Annotated in this window: 14 protein-coding genes, 1 tRNA gene and 1 CRISPR repeat array; of the genes, 4 read left to right on the top strand and 11 right to left on the bottom strand. The window is 61.7% G+C overall.

Translation table 11 applies throughout. From position 1 onward, the window contains the following. Positions 1-7: 7 nt before the first annotated feature. From iscU to trmJ, 5 genes are all read right to left on the bottom strand, one after another. Positions 8-394 carry a Fe-S cluster assembly scaffold IscU gene (iscU, locus tag P5705_RS20165; protein WP_007929523.1) on the bottom strand — a complete coding sequence of 129 codons (387 nt, stop codon included), beginning with the start codon at positions 392-394 and terminating at the stop codon, positions 8-10. A gap of 46 nt (positions 395-440) precedes the next feature. Beyond that, complete coding sequence (locus P5705_RS20160; protein ID WP_277462696.1) at positions 441-1655, bottom strand: IscS subfamily cysteine desulfurase; 1215 nt, start codon at positions 1653-1655, stop codon at positions 441-443. A 44-nt stretch (positions 1656-1699) separates the two neighbouring features. Further along, positions 1700-2191, bottom strand: a complete 492-nt coding sequence (gene iscR, locus P5705_RS20155) for a Fe-S cluster assembly transcriptional regulator IscR (protein ID WP_240066656.1) — start codon at positions 2189-2191, stop codon at positions 1700-1702. 168 nt (positions 2192-2359) lie between these two features. Further along, a complete protein-coding gene (gene cysE, locus P5705_RS20150) occupies positions 2360-3145 on the bottom strand; it encodes a serine O-acetyltransferase (RefSeq protein ID WP_277462695.1) in 786 nt (261 codons plus the stop codon). 4 nt (positions 3146-3149) lie between these two features. Further along, positions 3150-3905, bottom strand: coding sequence for a tRNA (cytosine(32)/uridine(32)-2'-O)-methyltransferase TrmJ (trmJ, locus tag P5705_RS20145; RefSeq protein WP_277462694.1), 756 nt, complete (start codon positions 3903-3905; stop codon positions 3150-3152). Positions 3906-4057: 152 nt separating this feature from the next. Here trmJ and suhB point away from each other — a divergent pair, with 152 nt between their 5' ends. Next, on the top strand, positions 4058-4876 hold the full coding sequence (suhB, locus tag P5705_RS20140; protein ID WP_277462693.1) for a type III secretion system regulator SuhB: 819 nt from the start codon (positions 4058-4060) through the stop codon (positions 4874-4876). A gap of 217 nt (positions 4877-5093) precedes the next feature. Here the strand turns inward: suhB and P5705_RS20135 are convergent, their stop codons facing one another. The 6 genes from P5705_RS20135 to queA all read right to left on the bottom strand — a co-directional run bounded on the left by P5705_RS20135 (position 5094) and on the right by queA (position 11166). Continuing rightward, the gene (locus P5705_RS20135; protein ID WP_277462692.1) at positions 5094-5642 is read right to left on the bottom strand and encodes a glycine zipper 2TM domain-containing protein; all 549 of its coding nucleotides are present in this window, start codon (positions 5640-5642) and stop codon (positions 5094-5096) included. Between the two features lie 121 nt (positions 5643-5763). Continuing rightward, positions 5764-6672: a protein translocase subunit SecF gene (secF, locus tag P5705_RS20130; protein ID WP_277462691.1), complete on the bottom strand. Its 909-nt coding sequence runs from the start codon at positions 6670-6672 to the stop codon at positions 5764-5766. Positions 6673-6682: 10 nt separating this feature from the next. Then, positions 6683-8545, bottom strand: a complete 1863-nt coding sequence (gene secD / locus P5705_RS20125; RefSeq protein ID WP_248918778.1) for a protein translocase subunit SecD — start codon at positions 8543-8545, stop codon at positions 6683-6685. 64 nt (positions 8546-8609) lie between these two features. Next, positions 8610-8945, bottom strand: coding sequence for a preprotein translocase subunit YajC (gene yajC, locus P5705_RS20120; protein WP_003259111.1), 336 nt, complete (start codon positions 8943-8945; stop codon positions 8610-8612). A gap of 41 nt (positions 8946-8986) precedes the next feature. Next, the gene (gene tgt / locus P5705_RS20115; protein ID WP_162042942.1) at positions 8987-10102 is read right to left on the bottom strand and encodes a tRNA guanosine(34) transglycosylase Tgt; all 1116 of its coding nucleotides are present in this window, start codon (positions 10100-10102) and stop codon (positions 8987-8989) included. Between the two features lie 14 nt (positions 10103-10116). Then, positions 10117-11166 carry a tRNA preQ1(34) S-adenosylmethionine ribosyltransferase-isomerase QueA gene (gene queA, locus P5705_RS20110; protein WP_277462690.1) on the bottom strand — a complete coding sequence of 350 codons (1050 nt, stop codon included), beginning with the start codon at positions 11164-11166 and terminating at the stop codon, positions 10117-10119. A gap of 108 nt (positions 11167-11274) precedes the next feature. Between queA and P5705_RS20105 the strand changes: the two genes are divergently transcribed. The 3 genes from P5705_RS20105 (at position 11275) to cas3f (ending at position 18372) form a co-directional block, all read left to right on the top strand. Then, a tRNA-Leu gene (locus P5705_RS20105) sits at positions 11275-11359 on the top strand. Between the two features lie 126 nt (positions 11360-11485). Next, positions 11486-13496: direct repeats of the CRISPR family, unit length 28 nt; unit sequence TTTCTGAGCTGCCTACACGGCAGTGAAC. A gap of 512 nt (positions 13497-14008) precedes the next feature. Beyond that, complete coding sequence (cas1f, locus tag P5705_RS20100; RefSeq protein ID WP_277462689.1) at positions 14009-14986, top strand: type I-F CRISPR-associated endonuclease Cas1f; 978 nt, start codon at positions 14009-14011, stop codon at positions 14984-14986. Then, positions 14983-18372 carry a type I-F CRISPR-associated helicase Cas3f gene (cas3f, locus tag P5705_RS20095; RefSeq protein WP_277462688.1) on the top strand — a complete coding sequence of 1130 codons (3390 nt, stop codon included), beginning with the start codon at positions 14983-14985 and terminating at the stop codon, positions 18370-18372. The genes cas1f and cas3f overlap by 4 nt, the downstream gene beginning before the upstream one ends. The last annotated feature ends 3 nt before the right edge of the window (positions 18373-18375 follow it).

Here is an 18375-nt window from a genome sequence, read left to right as displayed (position 1 = left end):
AGGCGACTCAGATCAAGCCTTTCTTCTGCTTGTAATCGCGAACAGCGGCCTTGATGGCATCTTCGGCGAGCACGGAGCAGTGGATCTTGACCGGCGGCAACGCCAGCTCTTCAGCCAGCTGGGTGTTCTTGATGGTCTCGGCCTCGTCGAGCGTCTTGCCCTTCATCCACTCGGTGGCGAGGGAGCTGGAGGCGATGGCCGAACCGCAGCCGTAGGTCTTGAACTTGGCGTCTTCGATGATGCCTTGCTCGTTGACCTTGATCTGCAGACGCATCACGTCGCCACACGCCGGGGCGCCGACCATGCCGGTCCCGACATCCGGGTCCTCGGCGTTCATCTTGCCGACGTTGCGTGGGTTTTCGTAGTGGTCGATGACCTTTTCACTGTATGCCATGGTGCAATTCCTTCCTCATCAGGGAGCCGCTCTTGCCGGCGACTGCTTAGTGGGCGGCCCACTCGATCTTGGAGATGTCGACGCCGTCTTTGTACATGTCCCACAGCGGCGACAATTCGCGCAGCTTGTTCACGGCCTTGCAGACTTCCTGCGCGGCGTAGTCGACTTCTTCTTCGGTGGTGAAGCGGCCGAAGGAGAAGCGGATCGAGCTGTGCGCCAGTTCGTCGTTGCGGCCCAAGGCACGCAGGACGTAGGACGGCTCGAGCGAAGCGGAGGTGCAGGCCGAACCGGACGACACGGCGATATCCTTCAGGGACATCAGCAGCGACTCGCCTTCGACGTAGTTGAAGCTCAGGTTCAGGTTGTGCGGCACGCGGGCGGTCTGGCTGCCGTTGACGTACAGTTCTTCGAGGTCCGAAACCTGCTTGAAGAAGCGGTCGCTCAGGGCCTTGATGCGCACATTCTCGGCGGCCATTTCCTGCTTGGCGATGGCGAAGGCCTCGCCCATGCCGACGATCTGGTGGGTTGGCAGGGTGCCCGAACGCATGCCGCGCTCATGGCCACCGCCGTGAATGATGGCTTCCAGGCGTACCCGCGGCTTGCGGCTGACGTACAGCGCGCCGATACCTTTCGGGCCGTAGACCTTGTGCGCCGAGAACGACATCAGGTCGACTTTCAGCTTTTGCACGTCGATCTCGACCTTGCCGGCCGACTGGGCGGCGTCGACATGGAACAGCACGCCGCGCGAGCGGGTCAGTTCACCGATGGCGGCGATGTCGTTGATCGAGCCGACTTCGTTGTTCACGTGCATCAGCGAGACCAGGATGGTGTCGTCGCGCAGGACGGCTTCGACCATGGCCGGGGTGACGATGCCGTCTTCGCCCGGCTCGAGATAGGTGACTTCGAAACCTTCACGCTCGAGCTGGCGAGCGGTATCCAGGACCGCCTTGTGCTCGATCTTGGAGGTGATGATGTGCTTGCCCTTGGTCTGATAGAAGTGCGCCACGCCCTTGAGCGCCAGGTTGTCGGACTCGGTGGCACCGCTGGTCCAGACGATTTCGCGCGGGTCGGCGTTGATCAGCTCGGCGACCTGGCGGCGGCCGTTCTCGACTGCCTCTTCGGCTTTCCAGCCAAACACGTGGGAACGCGAGGCCGGGTTACCGAAGTTCCCGTCGACCAGCAGGCACTCGGCCATCTTCTGGGCGACACGGGGATCGACCGGGGTGGTCGCGGAGTAATCGAGGTAGATCGGCAACTTCATTGAGTATCTCCTATCAGGCGGTGGCGTCGCTCGTCGCTGTAATCTCAGTCGACGGCGGACGTCTCAATCTTGTCCAGCTGGGCAATCCGGCCGGCGACACGGCGCAGGTCCTGGCGCTGGGCGACTTCCTGCACCTCGCGGCGCATGACAAGGTCGGCCAGGCTGATGCCGCTGAGGAATTCATGAATCTGCTGGCTCAGGTCGCACCACAGGTGGTGGGTCAGGCAGGTATCACCGGCATGGCAATCCCCCAGGCCCTGGCAACGGGTGGCATCGACCGATTCGTTGACCGCGTCGATGACCTGGGCCACCTGGATGGTTTCCATGCCACGCGACAGCTGGTAGCCGCCGCCCGGGCCGCGAACGCTGGAAACCAGGCTGCTGCGGCGCAGCTTGGCGAACAGCTGTTCCAGATAAGAGAGGGAAATGCCCTGGCGCTCGGAAATATCGGCCAAAGACACCGGCCCATGCTGCGCGTGCAACGCCAGGTCGAGCATGGCGGTCACGGCGTATCGGCCTTTGGTAGTCAGTCGCATGGCGTGTGGTTACCACGGGAGTTACAAGATGTGTGCGAGTATGCGATTCCCGAGCATTTAAGTCAACTATTAGACCTAGTGCTTTAGTCGGGTATGCATGTGGAAGGCGGGCGCGAGTGTAGCAGACAAGGGGCGCAAGCACACGCCCCTTGTGTCGGGCCGGCGGAATCAATGCGACTGAGTGTCGCCCCGGGCCATCTGCTTCACCTCAGCGAAGTCGTCGGCAGGCAGTGCCGGCAGTTCCTTGGCACAGTAGTCGCTACCCATCCTGGTCATCGCACCACACATCCCCTCCAACCGCTCGTCGACTGCCTGCAGGTGGTCGAGCATCTGGCCGATGGCCCGCGCCACCGGGTCGGGCATGTCGCCGCTGACGCCATAGGCATCGAAGCCGATCTTCTCGGCCATCGCCTTGCGCTTGGCCTCGACCGCATCGTCTTCGACCTTGACGATGACCCGCCCGGGAATACCGACCGCAGTGGCGCCGGCCGGCACCGCCTTGGTCACCACGGCGTTGGAGCCGATCTTGGCGCCGGCACCGACGGTGAACGGCCCCAGCACCTTGGCACCGGCCCCCACCACCACGCCATTCTCCAGCGTGGGGTGGCGCTTGCCCTTGTTCCAGCTGGTGCCACCCAGGGTCACGCCCTGGTAGAGCGTGACGTCATCGCCAATCTCGGCGGTCTCGCCAATGACGATGCCCATGCCGTGGTCAATAAAGAAGCGCCGACCGATGGTGGCACCGGGATGAATCTCGATACCGGTCATCCAGCGCCCGAAGTTCGACACCAGGCGCGCCAGCCACTTGAAGTCGCGCACCCACAGGGCATGGCCCAGCCGGTGCAGCCAGATCGCATGCATGCCGGGGTAGCAGGTCAATACTTCAAAGGCGTTGCGCGCCGCCGGGTCACGATGGAAAACACTCTGGATATCTTCACGCAGACGCTCGAACATCTGTTCAGTCCTTCCGTTTATGCGGCTCGCCCCGTGCGACTTTCTGGGTCTCGGTGAGGATGCCGCGCAAAATGCTCATTTCCGGACGCTCGACCGAGCTTCGCCCATACAACCGGCGCAGGCGCGCCATCAGGTGCTTGGGCTTCTCGGGGTCAAGGAAGCCGATGTCCACCAGGGTTTTCTCCAGGTGGTCATAGAACAGCTCCATTTCGTCCATGGTCGCCAGCTCGCTGGCGTCGACCTTCTCGACCTTGGTCGCCGCGCCCTGCCCTGCCAGCCAGGCCATGCGCACCTCGTAAGAGAGCACCTGGACGGCGGCGGCCAGATTCAGCGAGCTGAAGTCGGGGTTCGAGGGAATGTGCACGTGGAAGTGACATCGCTGCAGTTCTTCGTTGGTCAGGCCGGCGTGCTCGCGCCCGAACACCAGGGCGATCTCTTCACCACCGACGGCATGCGCCACGGCCTTGGCCCCACACTCACGGGGGTCGATCAACGGCCAGGGGATGCTGCGCTCGCGGGCACTGGTGCCCATGACCAGGCTGCAGCCGACCAGCGCCTGTTCGAGCGTATCGACCACCTGGACATTGTCGAGCAGGTCATCGGCGCCAGAGGCCCGCGCCGAGGCTTCGGCGGAGGGGAATGCCTTCGGCTGCACCAGCACCAGGCGCGACAGGCCCATGTTTTTCATGGCACGCGCAGCGCCACCGATGTTGCCGGGATGGCTGGTATTGACCAGGACAACACGAATATTTTGCAGCAAGGTGTCGTGCTCTCGGATGCAGATAATATGAGGGTTCGATCTTACAGAACCGACCAGCGTAACGCCATGAAAGCAAATGTGACACTTCAGTCGTTAAAGTTTTCTGCTAGAATGGTCGGCTTTCTTCTTTAACATCTCCAGGTGACCTTCCCATGCAGCCTATGCTGAATATCGCCCTGCGCGCGGCTCGCAGCGCCAGTGAACTGATTTTCCGCTCCATCGAACGCCTGGACAGCATCAAAGTCGACGAAAAGCAGGCCAAGGACTACGTGTCCGAGGTTGACCGCGCCGCCGAGAAGGTCATCGTCGACGCCCTGCGCAAAGCCTACCCGAACCACTCGATTCAGGGTGAAGAGACCGGCCTGCACGCCGGCAAAGGCGAAGAAGGCAAGGATTACCTGTGGATCATCGATCCGCTGGACGGCACTACCAACTTCCTGCGTGGCGTGCCGCACTTCGCCGTCAGCATCGCCTGCAAGTACCGCGGCCGCCTCGAGCACGCCGTCATCCTCGACCCGGTTCGCCAGGAAGAATTCACCGCCAGCCGTGGCCGTGGCGCCCAGCTGAACGGCCGCCGCATCCGCGTCAGCTCGCGCACCAGCCTGGAAGGCGCACTGCTGGGTACCGGCTTCCCGTTCCGTGACAACCAGATGGCCGACCTGGACAACTACCTGGGCATGTTCCGCGCCCTGACCGGCCAGACCGCCGGCATCCGCCGCGCCGGCTCCGCCAGCCTGGACCTGGCTTATGTGGCCGCCGGCCGCTTCGACGCTTTCTGGGAGTCGGGCCTGTCCGATTGGGACATGGCTGCAGGCGTGCTGCTGATCCAGGAAGCCGGTGGCCTGGTGAGCGACTTCAACGGTGGCCACGACTTCCTCGAGAAGGGCCACATCGTCGCGGGCAACATCAAGTGCTTCAAGGCTGTGCTGACCGCCATCCAGCCGCACCTGCCCGAGCACATGAAGCGCTAAGCGCCGATTGCCGAGCACAAAAAAAGCACCCCTCGGGGTGCTTTTTTTGTGCCTGAATTCAGCCTGACACCGCCTTCCCATGTAGGAGCGGCCTTGTGCCGCGAAAGGGCTGCGAAGCAGCCCCGACAGCCTTGAGAAAGACGCAATACCCTGGGGCCGCTTCACGCCCCTTTCGCGGCACAAGGCCGCTCCTACAGAAAAGCGGGCTGCAAACGGCTTACTGCCCCGGCTGGTTCTGGCCCAGGACCAACTTGCCATTCTTGTCCAGCGGAATGGTCGAGCCCGGCTCGTGATCCATCTTCACCTTGCCCACCTGGTCACCGATGGTATAGGTCACGTTGTAACCCACGACCTTGTCACTGATGTCGTTGACCGTGTTGCAGCGCGTCTGCGTGGTGGTGTAGGTGTCACGCTCCTGCATGCCTTCCTGCACCTTGTTGCCGGCATAGCCGCCACCGACCGCGCCGGCCACGGTGGCGATCTTCTTGCCGGTGCCGCCGCCAATCTGGTTACCCAGCAAGCCACCGGCGATGGCACCGACCACGGTACCGGCAATCTGGTGCTGATCCTTGACCGGCGCCTGGCGCGTCACGGCGACATCCTTGCAGACCTCACGCGGCGTCTTTACCTGCTGCTTGATCGGCTGCACGTCGGTGACCTGGGCGTATTCAGGCCCTTTGTTCACCAAGCTGTAGGTCGCCACAGCACCTCCGGCGGTTACACCGACAGCACCCAGAACCGCACCCACCAGCATTGATTTATTCACGTGAACCTCCTGATCGTACCTGCGGGCTCCGGCCCGCCTTCTTCCCAGCCTTGGAGCAAAAAAAAAGGCGCGAGTTCAACACTCGCGCCTCTCTTTACGCCAAACGGCGTAGGACGAAGCCTTACGGACGGTCGTCCACACCCTCGTTCTTGACCGGAGGGATCAGGTCTTCGCTGTTCAGGTTCAGCCAGATCAGCACCACGTTGGCGATGTAGATCGACGAGTAGGTACCCGCCATGACACCGATGAACAGCGCCAGGGAGAAGCCGAACAGGTTGTCGCCACCAAAGAACAGCAGCGCGGCGATGGCCAGCAAGGTGGATACCGAAGTGGCCACGGTACGCAGCAGGGTCTGGGTGGTCGAGATGTTGATGTTCTCGATCAACGAGGCCTTGCGCATCACCCGGAAGTTCTCGCGCACACGGTCGAACACGACGATGGTGTCGTTGAGCGAGTAGCCGATGATCGCCAGCACCGCCGCCAGCACCGTCAGGTCGAAGGTGATCTGGAAGAACGACAGGATACCCAGGGTGACCACCACGTCGTGGATCAGCGAGACGATCGCACCCACGGCGAACTTCCACTGGAAGCGGAAGGCCAGGTAGATCAGGATGCCGCCCAGGGCCAGCAGCATGCCCAGGCCGCCCTGGTCGCGCAGTTCCTCACCCACCTGCGGGCCGACGAACTCGACCCGCTTGATGGTGGCCGGGTTGTCCCCGCCCACCTTCTGCAGGGCCTCGGCTACTTTATTGCCCAGCAGCGGGTCGTCGCCCGGCATGCGCACCAGCAGGTCCGTGGTAGCGCCGAAGCTTTGTACCACGGCATCGTGGAAGCCGGAGCTGACCAGCTCGGTACGCACCTTTTCCAGGTCCGCCGGGCGCTCGTAGGTGAGCTCGATCAGCGTGCCGCCGGTGAAGTCCAGGCCGAAGTTCAGACCCTTGTGCCACCAGCTGAACAGTGCCAGCACGGTGAGGAGCACGGTGACGGCGAACGCGACATTGCGCACGCCCATGAAGTTGATGGTTTTCATCGCAGCTCCCTCAAACCCACAGCTTCTTGATGTCACGCCCGCCACAGGTCAGGTTGACCAGTGCACGGGTCACCATGACGGCGGTGAACATCGAGGTGAAAATCCCGAGGGACATGGTGACCGCGAAGCCCTTGACCGGGCCGGTACCCATGGCGAACAGGATACCGCCGACCAGCAAGGTGGTCAGGTTGGCATCGACGATCGCCGAGTAGGCGCGGTTGAAACCTTCGTGGATGGCGCGCTGCACCGACATGCCGGCGGCGATCTCTTCGCGGATACGCGAGAAGATCAGCACGTTGGCGTCCACCGCCATACCCATGGTCAGCACGATACCGGCGATACCCGGCAGCGTCAGCGTGGCCCCTAGCAGCGACATCAGCGCCAGCAGCAGGACCATGTTGCCCGCCAGGGCGATGGTGGCCAGCACACCGAAGCCACGGTAGATGGCGATGATGAACAGCGAGACGAACAGCATGCCCCACAGGGACGCGTCGATACCCTTGGTGATGTTGTCGGCACCCAGGCTTGGGCCGATGGTGCGCTCTTCGGCGAAGTACATCGGCGCGGCCAGGCCACCGGCACGCAGCAGCAGGGCCAGTTCGGACGATTCGCCCTGGCCGTTCAGGCCGGTGATGCGGAACTGGCTGCCCAGCGGCGACTGGATGGTCGCCAGGCTGATGATCTTCTTCTCTTCCTGGAAGGTCTGCACCGCGACTTCTTTCTCGACGCCGTCGACGGTCTGCTTGACGTAGCGGGTGACCGGCTTCTGCTCGATGAAGATCACCGCCATGCTGCGCCCGACGTTGGTACGGGTGGCACGGCTCATCAGCTCGCCACCGTGGCCATCCAGACGGATGTTCACCTGTGGGCGACCGTGTTCGTCGAAGCTGGCCTGGGCGTCGGTGACCTGGTCACCGGTGATGATCAGGCCGCGCTCGACCGCGGCGGAGCGGCCGCCTTCGCGGAACTCGAACACTTCGGTGGTGGCTTTCGACGCGCCGGGTTCAGCGCCGAAGCGGAACTCCAGGTTGGCGGTCTTGCCGAGGATACGCTTGGCTTCGGCGGTGTCCTGCACGCCCGGCAGCTCGACCACGATGCGGTTGGCGCCCTGGCGCTGGACCAGCGGCTCGGCCACGCCCAGCTCGTTGACACGGTTGCGGACGGTGGTCAGGTTCTGCTTGATCGAGTATTCGCGGATCTCGGCGACTTTCGCCTGAGTCAGCGCCAGACGCAGCACGGCGAGCTCGTTGCGCTCGGTGGTGGTCAGGTCGAAATCATTGAAATTCTTGCGGATCAGGGCACGTGCCTGCTCGCGGGTAGCGTCGTCGGCGAAGCCCAGCATGATGCCGCCGTCCTGCTGGGGCAGGCTGCGGTAGCGGACGCGCTCTTTGCGCAGCAAGGTCTTGACCTCGCCTTCGTAGACTTTCATGCGGGCCGTCATGGCCTTGTCCATGTCCACTTCCAGCAGGAAGTGCACACCACCGGACAGGTCCAGGCCCAGCTTCATCGGGCTGGCACCCAGGCTGCGCAGCCACTGCGGGGTGGTCTGGGCCAGGTTCAGGGCCACGACATAGTCGTCCCCCAGGGCCTTGCGCGCCACATCCTTGGCCGGCAACTGGTCTTCCTGGTTGGTCAGGCGCACCAGCGCACTGCCCTTCACGCCCAGGCTGCCGCCTTTGACGGCGATGCCGGCATCGGTCAGCGCCTTGGTGACGCGGTCGAGGTCGGCCTGGCTGACATGCAGGGCGGAACTGGCGCCGCTGATCTGCACCGCCGGATCATCCGGGTAGAGGTTGGGTGCGGAATAAATGAAGCCGACCGCCAGTACCACCACGATCAGCAGGTATTTCCACAGAGGGTATTTGTTCAGCATCACGCCGCCCGTTCAAGACGCGGGGCGCTTTGCGCGCCCCGACTGGAAAAATGAAACCGGTAACTCAGATAGCCTTGAGCGTACCTTTTGGCAGGGTCGCGGCAATGGCGCCCTTCTGGAACTTCAGCTCGACGTTGTCGGACACTTCCAGGACCACGAAGTCATCGGAAACCTTGACGATCTTGCCGGCGATACCGCCGTTGGTGACAACTTCGTCACCTTTTTGCAAGTTGCTCAGCAGGTTCTTCTGCTCTTTCGCGCGCTTGGCCTGCGGGCGCCAGATCATCAGGTAGAAGATGACCAGGAAACCGACCAGGAAGATCCACTCGAAGCCGGTACCGGCAGGGCCGGCGGCTGGGGCTGCAGCGTCCGCGTAGGCGGCGGGAATCAAGAAGCTCATTGGGCTCTCCTAATGGAATTTCTAATAATGGGTGCGAACAGTCAGTCCAAAGGCGGCACAGGCAGCCCGCGCTTGGCGTAGAAGGCGTCGACAAAGGCGGCCAATTTACCCTGTTGAATAGCCTCGCGTAAACCGGCCATCAAGCGCTGGTAATGGCGCAAGTTGTGGATGGTATTCAGCATGCTGCTCAACATTTCGCCGCACTTGTCCAGGTGGTGCAGGTAAGCGCGGGAGAAGTTGGTGCAGGTGTAGCAATCGCAGGTCGGATCCAGCGGCGAATCATCGTGGCGATGGAACGCGTTGCGGATCTTGATCACCCCGGTATCGACGAACAGATGGCCGTTGCGCGCATTGCGCGTGGGCATCACGCAGTCGAACATGTCGACGCCGCGGCGCACACCCTCTACAAGATCCTCCGGCTTGCCTACCCCCATAAGGTAACGAGGTTTGTCAGCCGGCATCTGCGCGGGCAGGTAGTCCAGCACCTTGATCATCTCGTGCTTGGGCTCGCCCACCGACAGGCCGCCGATGGCCAGGCCGTCGAAGTCGATGTTGACCAGCGCCTCCAGCGAGCGCATGCGCAGGTCTTCATACATACCGCCCTGGACGATGCCGAACAGCGCCGCGGTGTTGTCGCCGTGGGCGTTCTTCGAGCGCTGGGCCCAGCGCAGTGACAGCTCCATGGAGGTGCGCGCCACGTCGTGCTCGGCCGGGTACGGCGTGCACTCGTCGAAGATCATCACGATGTCCGAGCCCAGGTCGCGCTGGACCTGCATGGACTCTTCCGGGCCCATGAACACTTTCGAACCATCGACGGGCGATGCGAAGGTCACGCCTTCCTCCTTGATCTTGCGCATGGCGCCCAGGCTGAACACCTGGAAGCCACCGGAATCAGTGAGGATAGGGCCCTTCCATTGCATGAAATCGTGCAGGCCGTTGTGTTTCTTGATGACCTCGGTGCCCGGGCGCAGCCACAGGTGGAAAGTGTTGCCGAGGATGATCTCGGCGCCGATGGCCTCGATGTCGCGCGGCAGCATGCCCTTGACCGTGCCGTAGGTGCCCACCGGCATGAAGGCCGGGGTCTCGACGGTGCCACGGGGGAAGGTCAGCCGGCCGCGACGGGCCTTGCCGTCGGTGGCCAGCAGTTCGAACGACATTCGACAGGTGCGACTCATGCTTGATCCTCTGGGCCGCGTGGCGCCGGATTGCGGGTGATGAACATGGCATCACCGTAACTGAAGAAGCGGTAGCCCTGCTCGACCGCCGCCGCGTAGGCGGCCATGGTCTCGGGGTAACCGGCGAAGGCCGAGACCAGCATCAGCAGCGTGGACTCCGGCAGGTGGAAGTTGGTGACCAGGCAGTCAACCACGTGGAACGGCCGGCCCGGGAAGATGAAGATGTCGGTGTCGCCGCTGAACGCCTTGAGCACGCCATCGCGCGCCGCGCTTTCCAGCGAGCGCACGCTGGTGGTGCCCACGGCGATCACCCGGCCACCGCGGGCGCGGCAGGCCTCGACCGCGTCGACCACGTCCTGGCTCACTTCGAGCCACTCTTTATGCATGGTGTGGTCTTCGATCTTGTCGACCCGCACCGGCTGGAAGGTGCCCGCGCCCACGTGCAGGGTGACGAAGGCGCGCTCGACGCCCTTGGCGGCGATCTTTTCCAGCAGCGCCTCGTCGAAGTGCAGGCCGGCGGTAGGCGCGGCCACGGCGCCAGCGCGCTCGGCGTAGACGGTCTGGTAGCGCTCGCGGTCGGCGCCTTCGTCCGGGCGGTCGATGTACGGCGGCAGCGGCATGTGGCCGACGCGTTCAAGCAGCGGCAGCACCTCTTCGCTGAAGCGCAGCTCGAACAGCGTGTCGTGGCGGGCGACCATTTCAGCTTCGCCACCGCCGTCGATGAGAATCCGCGCGCCCTCTTTCAGCGCCTTGCTGGCGCGCACGTGGGCCAGCACGCGGTGGCTGTCGAGCACGCGCTCGACCAGCACTTCCAGCTTGCCGCCGGAGGCTTTCTGGCCGAACAGCCGCGCCGGGATCACCCGGGTGTTGTTGAACACCATCAGGTCGCCCGGGCGCAGGTACTCGAGCAGGTCGGTGAACTGCTTGTGGGCCAGCTCGCCGCTGGGGCCATCGAGCACCAGCAGGCGGCTGCCGTGGCGCTCGGCCAGTGGGTGGCGGGCGATGAGTGAGTCAGGGAGTTCGAAAGAGAAATCGGCGACGCGCATGATGATGTTCGGTTCGACAGGGCCGGGAAGTTTAGCCCAATGCGTGAAAATTGACCATGAAAGCCGATTGACCGGCTTGTGCGACCTCTCTATACTGCGGCGCCACAAGCCCTGATGGCGGAATTGGTAGACGCGGCGGATTCAAAATCCGTTTTCGAAAGGAGTGGGAGTTCGAGTCTCCCTCGGGGCACCAAGATCCAGAAAAAACCGACCTTATGGTCGGTTTTTTTGTGCCCGGCTTCCAGCCCCCGCCTCTCACCCTGTAGGAGCCAGCCTTGCTGGCGAATGCGAGGCGCAGCCTTGCTTGCAAACGCCTTGAAATTTGGGCTGCCTATACGGCAGTGAACATGTGCGGTAACAGCGTAAGCCCACCGCCGATTTTCTGAGCTGCCTATGCGGCAGTAAACCGTAACCTTCGTGCTCAGCAGCATGCCGATCTGTTTCTGAACTGCCTATACGGCAGTGAACACCGAGGCGCCTAGCGCATACAGCAGCATGTTTTTCTGAGCTGCCTATACGGCAGTGAACTTCGCCCTTATGCAACACCTGAAGCGCTGCCTTTTCTGAGCTGCCTATACGGCAGTGAACGCTCTCGGAACATCACCGAGATCACCGTTACATTTCTGAGCTGCCTATACGGCAGTGAACCGTATCGTTCACCACGCGGTACATCTTGAGCTTTTCTGAGCTGCCTACACGGCAGTGAACTACAGAGCATCAGCCCACGGGGCCAACCGGAATTTCTGAGCTGCCTACACGGCAGTGAACCCGTAGGCCTCGTATTCGGCATCGACCCACCATTTCTGAGCTGCCTACACGGCAGTGAACGCCAACCGCTGGTCACGCACCTTCTCCGCATATTTCTGAGCTGCCTACACGGCAGTGAACAATGCGATGTCGTCCATCTTGCTCCAGGCAATTTTCTGAGCTGCCTACACGGCAGTGAACGGAGTGAATGGGCTGAGCAACCTGATCATCCATTTCTGAGCTGCCTACACGGCAGTGAACGACGCCCAGGGCAAGACCTCCGTCACCCTCAATTTCTGAGCTGCCTACACGGCAGTGAACACATACTCGACCTGGGCGTTGGTCATGCCCTTTTTCTGAGCTGCCTACACGGCAGTGAACTCGATGTATCGCTCTACGTCGCTGTCGCTGACTTTCTGAGCTGCCTACACGGCAGTGAACATCGAAGTGAAGACGGCAGACCTGGCCGGCGATTTCTGAGCTGCCTACACGGCAGTGAACGCAGCGGCGTGCTGAAGCCCAGCGTTTCCCAATTTCTGAGCTGCCTACACGGCAGTGAACATCAAAGCCAACGGCAGCGATGCCAGCGAGCTTTTCTGAGCTGCCTACACGGCAGTGAACCCTACGGCAAGCTGCTGAGCGACACGCTCAATTTTCTGAGCTGCCTACACGGCAGTGAACCTGCCGTCCGCGATCCGCAGCGAGCTGGACAATTTCTGAGCTGCCTACACGGCAGTGAACTGAGCGATGCCGGGGATTGGCTCCTGCAGGATTTTCTGAGCTGCCTACACGGCAGTGAACCATGGAGGCCGATTTGACCGATCACCCTTACTTTTCTGAGCTGCCTACACGGCAGTGAACCTGCGCGAGGCCCAGCAGGCATTCAACGCGTATTTCTGAGCTGCCTACACGGCAGTGAACAGAGAACCAAGAACCTCTTGCATGTTGTCCTTTTTCTGAGCTGCCTACACGGCAGTGAACGCCTTGTGGCTGCTGGCGATGCTGTTCGCCCTTTTCTGAGCTGCCTACACGGCAGTGAACCCCCTGGAAAGAAATCTGACCCCATTCCCCTGTTTCTGAGCTGCCTACACGGCAGTGAACTTGAGCGCTTCGGGTGTCGTTGAAATGGCGTTTTTCTGAGCTGCCTACACGGCAGTGAACAAGCTGGGCATCCAGGCGCTGGGCGTGTGCAATTTCTGAGCTGCCTACACGGCAGTGAACCGCGTACTCGCTGACTGATGGCTTCCACTCCATTTCTGAGCTGCCTACACGGCAGTGAACTTCTAGTGCCAACCATACTGCTCCCGGCTCTGGTTTCTGAGCTGCCTACACGGCAGTGAACCTCCTGCTGCCGCACCCTGACGACCTGATGATTTTCTGAGCTGCCTACACGGCAGTGAACCACGCCGAAAGCCGATTTTCTCGTCGACGCTTTTTCTGAGCTGCCTACACGGCAGTGAACGTCCAGCCATTCACGTCCTGCTCGGGGATATATTTCTGAGCTGCCTACACGGCAGTGAACATTCACCAACTTCGGCTACTCGACGCCGCAGAATTTCTGAGCTGCCTACACGGCAGTGAACTAGAGCCCAAAAACCTTAACTCATTGACGTAAAAAACCAAAACCACCGGAGACGCCCAAACACCCTTTTCCCGCCAACCTCCGCAACCAATTGATTTATATAGCCCAACCTCACTCCCCTAAAAAGAGGGTCAGTCTTCCTCTCATGTACCAGCACATAATCCATTGATTCAGCAGGTCCCGATGGGAGCAACTGTCTTGTGCTGGCCGCACTGGCCCATTCGCCGGCAAGCCGGCTCCTACAAGTACAGTGCTGTTACCGAGGCTGGCGAGGTGCATGTGGGCGGGTTTGTCGAGGCGTCGAACCGCCGCGAACACCGGCGCAACCGGTGCCATACACCGCGTTGCCTTATTCGCAGGCAAACCCGCTCCCACAGCGGTATACGTAATCTCCTACCTGCCCCCGAACACACCCGGCAAGGCAGAATCCTCCCGCAACAGAATCCACAAGCACGTGGCCCTCCAACTCAGCTATAACCACCAGCTCGATCCACTCACGAGCATACGGCCACCATGGAAGGCATCCCCTCGTCAGACCTCAAAAGCATCCTCCACTCCAAACGAGCCAACATCTACTACCTCCAGCACTGCTGGGTGCTGGTAAAAGGCGGCCGGGTCGAGTACGTCACCGATGCCGGCAAGCAATCGCTTTACTGGAACATCCCCATCGCCAATACCACCACCGTGCTGCTAGGGACCGGTACCTCGGTCACCCAGGCCGCCATGCGCGAACTGGCCCGTGCCGGCGTGCTGGTCGGCTTTTGCGGCAGCGGCGCCACACCGCTGTTCAGCGCCAACGAAGTGGACATCGATATCGCCTGGTTCTCCCCCCAGAGCGAATATCGCCCCACCGAGTATCTGCAACGCTGGGTTTCATTCTGGTTTGACGCGGAAAAACGCCTGGACGCCGCGAAGGCGTTCCAACGCCTGCGCCTGGATTACCTGGGCAAGCAATGGTGCGGCAATCGATCATTCGACAAGGCAGGCTTCAGCGTTGATGCTTCCGCTCTCAATGACCTGCTAGGCCAATCCCTCTCACGTGTCGAGCAGGCCCGCAATCACGACGAGTTGTTGACCGAAGAGGCCCGCCTGACCAAACGCCTGTTCAAGCTCGCCGCCAATGCCACCCGCTACGGTGAATTCACCCGTGCCAAGCGCGGCAGCGGCGCAGACCCCGCCAATCGCTTTCTCGACCATGGCAACTACCTCGCCTATGGCCTGGGCGCCACGGCCACTTGGGTACTTGGCTTGCCCCACGGCCTTGCCGTGCTGCATGGCAAGACACGCCGTGGCGGGTTGGTGTTCGATGTAGCCGACCTGATCAAGGACGGCCTTATCCTGCCCCTGGCATTCCTCTCGGCGATGCGCGGTGATGACGAGCAAGCCTTCCGCCAAGCGTGTATCGAAAGCCTGACGCGAAATGAAGCCCTGGACTTCATGATCGATAGCCTGAAGGCAGTCGCAGAACAACTGGGAGCACCACTGGCGTGAACATTCTGCTGATCTCCCAATGCGACAAACGCGCGCTCACCGAAACCCGCCGGATTCTCGATCAATACGCCGAGCGTCGCGGTGACCGTACCTGGCAAACGCCAATCACCAAGGCCGGCCTCGATACCTTGCGTCGCCTGTTGAGGAAAACCGCCAGGCGCAACACCTCTGTCGCCTGCCACTGGATTCGCGGCCTGGACCACAGTGAATTGCTGTGGATCGTCGGCGATGCCAGCCGCTTCAATGCACAGGGCACGGTCCCCACCCACAGCACACGACGCGATGTGCTGCGCCAGGAGGACGAAAACGACTGGCACACGGCAGAAGACATCCAACTGCTTGCCCGCATGGCGGCGCTGCTGCATGACCTCGGCAAATCCTGTGCCTCGTTCCAGAAACGCCTGCGCACCCCGCCCAAAACCAGGAACCTGTATCGCCACGAATGGATATCGCTTCGCTTGCTCCAGGCATTCGTGGGGGACGATGACGATGAAGCCTGGCTGCAACGCCTGGCGGCCCCGACCTTGGAAGACGACGCCAGTTGGCTTGCCCCAGGGAGGCTGATGCGTGATGGCCTGGATGCGCAGACCACGCCACCATTTCGCCTGCTTCCGCCCCTGGCAGCCGCCATTGGCTGGCTGGTGGTCAGCCACCACCGTTTGCCCGTGGTGCCCAACCTCGAAGACGAGCGCACAGGTGCCGACACGCGTCTCGGTAGCCGTACCCTCGGCATGAACCGCCGCCAGTTGGAGCGCTTGCTGGAGAATATCAGCGCTCACTGGAACGAAATTCCAGACCCGAACAGCGCGGAATCACCAGACAGCTATTGGCAGTTCGACCATGGCCTCCCGGTGACCGAACCGAAGTGGCGAGCCAAAGCCGCCAGGCTGGCCAACCAGTTGCTGGCACTGCGCAACAAACCCGGCAAAGGCGACTGGCTGAACAACCCCTATGTAATGCACCTGGCACGCTTGAGCCTGATGCTTGGAGACCACCACTATTCCAGCCTCGGTCCAGGCGATAGCCGGCGGGTAAAGGGGGACGGTGCGACACCACTGCATGCCAACACCAACAGCGACGGTAGCCCCAAGCAACCTCTCGATGAACACCTGCTGGGGGTGGACCGGATGTGCGCCAGCATCGTCCACGGCCTGCCTCGTTTCGAACGCCATCTGCCACGCCTGGTCCAGCACAAAGGCTTGCGCAAACGCAGCAGTGAAGAGCGCTTCCGCTGGCAAGACAAAGCCGCCGACAAGGCCAGCAGCCTGCGCGATGCCAGCGCCGAGCGCGGTGCCTTCATCATCAACATGGCCTCCACCGGCTGCGGCAAGACCTTGGCCAATGCGCGCATCATGAATGCCCTCGCCAACCCGCAATTGGGCATGCGCTGTGCCTTCGCCCTGGGCTTGCGGACACTCACCCGGCAAACAGGCGAAAGCTATCGCCATGACCTGCACCTGGGTAATGACGAACTGGCCATTCGTGTGGGCGGCTCGGACTCAGGGCTGCTGCAGGCCTATTTCGAAGCCCAGCATGAACGCCATGGTTCGGCCTCGATCCAGAACCTGATCGACGAAGACAGCCATGTGTTCTACGAAGGCAACACCGATGGCCATGGGCTTCTGGGCAAAGCCATGGGGGACCCGCATATCCGCGCCATGCTCGCGGCACCGCTGCTGGTCTGCACCATCGACCACCTGATGCCGGCGACCGAAGCGCAACGTGCCGGGAGGCAGATCGCGCCGATGCTGAGGCTGATGAGTGGTGACCTGGTACTGGACGAACTCGATGACTTCGATCTCAACGACCTGCCGGCACTCACCCGCCTGATGCATTGGGCCGGCATGCTTGGATCGCGGGTGCTGCTCTCCTCCGCGACCCTGCCACCAGCGCTGGTGACTGGCATGTTCCACGCTTACCGGGCAGGCAGACAGCAATATCGACGCAATCGCGGCGAACCTCTGCATGCATTGCAGCCGCAGATTGATATCCCCTGCCTTTGGGTCGACGAGTTTTCAACCCTGGACTTCGACTGTGGCAGTGCTGACACGCTCGCCGAACAGCATGCACTTTTCGTGTCTCGACGCGTTTGCGCATTGGACAGCGAAAGTGAAAAGCCCGTACGGAGTGTCGAGATACTGCGCTGGAAAATGGACGGCTCCTACACTGAAGCCCGCGTTCGCGAACACTTCGCCGATCAGTTGTTTCAGGCGATGCAGCAGGCCCATGGTCGCCACGCGCAAGTCTGCCCTCATAGCGCCAAGCGTGTGAGCTTTGGCCTGATACGCATGGCCAATATCGAACCGCTGTTCGATGTCGCCCTGGCGTTGTTCACGCAAGGCGCTGCGCCGGGACAGCGTGTTCACCTGTGCGTCTATCACTCACGATTCCCCATGATCCTGCGCTCGGCCATCGAGACGCGCCTGGATCGATGCCTCAATCGCAAGCAGCGGGACGCCGTGTACGACCTGCCAGAGGTCCGCCAGGCACTGGATGCCCACCCCGAACAAGACCACCTTTTCGTGGTGCTTGGCTCGCCCGTCACGGAGGTTGGCCGAGATCATGACTACGACTGGGCAATCGTCGAGCCTTCTTCCGTTCGGTCGTTGGTTCAGCTGGCAGGGCGCGTGCAACGGCACCGACGAACGCCTTGCACGTCGCCGAATCTGCTGGTGTTCGAATTCAATCTGAAACACTTCGAGAACAAATCGGCCCCGGACAAGGCAAGCTGCGCCGCCTTCATCTATCCGGGCTTCGAACAGGACACAAAGGACCCCAGGCATGCCTTCCGCCTGAACAAGCACAGCCTTGAGCATCTGCTGTCGCAGGAAGACCTTGTTCCCTTCAACGCTCGCCCGCGTATTCAGCCTCGCCCCGACGCGGCCTTGAAACCCAAGGACAACCTTGTGGACCTCGAGCATCGACGCCTCACGGAGCTGATGCTGCCTAGCGTTGGCAAACCCGACCTGGACGCCACCTGCGCCTGGCAATACCCCAACGCAGCGCTGACCTGGGCACTGCCCCAGCACCAACCGTTTCGCAAGCAGACACAGCCAATGGTCGATCTGGTGTTCAAGCTCGATGACGATGAGGAACGACTTTGCCTGCATAGCCTGCATCAATCCGATAATCGGAAACCACCGGACTACCTGGCCTGCGAAAGCATGCTGGAGAAGGTGAACCTGCAAGCACGGTTGGGACGCGGTATATGCCCTTGGGGCGAGGTCGACCTGATGGCTCAATTGGAAGAGATGGCATTGGCACAGGACATTTCACTGGAGGAGTGTGCCAGGCGATTCACCCCGGTGAGCGTTCCTTCCAGCAAGACAGGATGGCGGTATCACCCGGTCTTGGGGTTTGCCAAGAAGAGCACGAACCGTTACTAATGG

The sequence above is a fragment of the Pseudomonas entomophila genome (assembly GCF_029478665.1).
GTDB classification, from domain to species: Bacteria; Pseudomonadota; Gammaproteobacteria; order Pseudomonadales; family Pseudomonadaceae; genus Aquipseudomonas; species Aquipseudomonas entomophila_F.
Note: the sequence above shows the minus strand (reverse complement) of the source record. Positions and strands in the feature narration are given on the sequence as shown.

What these genes read in the sequence shown, in the direction of transcription:
- cas1f (WP_277462689.1), top strand. Translation starts at nt 14,009, where the DNA reads ATGGAAGGCATCCCCTCGTCAGACCTCAAAAGCATCCTCCACTCCAAA.
- tgt (WP_162042942.1), bottom strand. Translation starts at nt 10,102, where the DNA reads ATGTCGTTCGAACTGCTGGCCACCGACGGCAAGGCCCGTCGCGGCCGG.
- suhB (WP_277462693.1), top strand. Translation starts at nt 4,058, where the DNA reads ATGCAGCCTATGCTGAATATCGCCCTGCGCGCGGCTCGCAGCGCCAGT.
- iscU (WP_007929523.1), bottom strand. Translation starts at nt 394, where the DNA reads ATGGCATACAGTGAAAAGGTCATCGACCACTACGAAAACCCACGCAAC.
- iscR (WP_240066656.1), bottom strand. Translation starts at nt 2,191, where the DNA reads ATGCGACTGACTACCAAAGGCCGATACGCCGTGACCGCCATGCTCGAC.
- cysE (WP_277462695.1), bottom strand. Translation starts at nt 3,145, where the DNA reads ATGTTCGAGCGTCTGCGTGAAGATATCCAGAGTGTTTTCCATCGTGAC.
- secF (WP_277462691.1), bottom strand. Translation starts at nt 6,672, where the DNA reads ATGAAAACCATCAACTTCATGGGCGTGCGCAATGTCGCGTTCGCCGTC.
- queA (WP_277462690.1), bottom strand. Translation starts at nt 11,166, where the DNA reads ATGCGCGTCGCCGATTTCTCTTTCGAACTCCCTGACTCACTCATCGCC.
- yajC (WP_003259111.1), bottom strand. Translation starts at nt 8,945, where the DNA reads ATGAGCTTCTTGATTCCCGCCGCCTACGCGGACGCTGCAGCCCCAGCC.
- secD (WP_248918778.1), bottom strand. Translation starts at nt 8,545, where the DNA reads ATGCTGAACAAATACCCTCTGTGGAAATACCTGCTGATCGTGGTGGTA.
- P5705_RS20160 (WP_277462696.1), bottom strand. Translation starts at nt 1,655, where the DNA reads ATGAAGTTGCCGATCTACCTCGATTACTCCGCGACCACCCCGGTCGAT.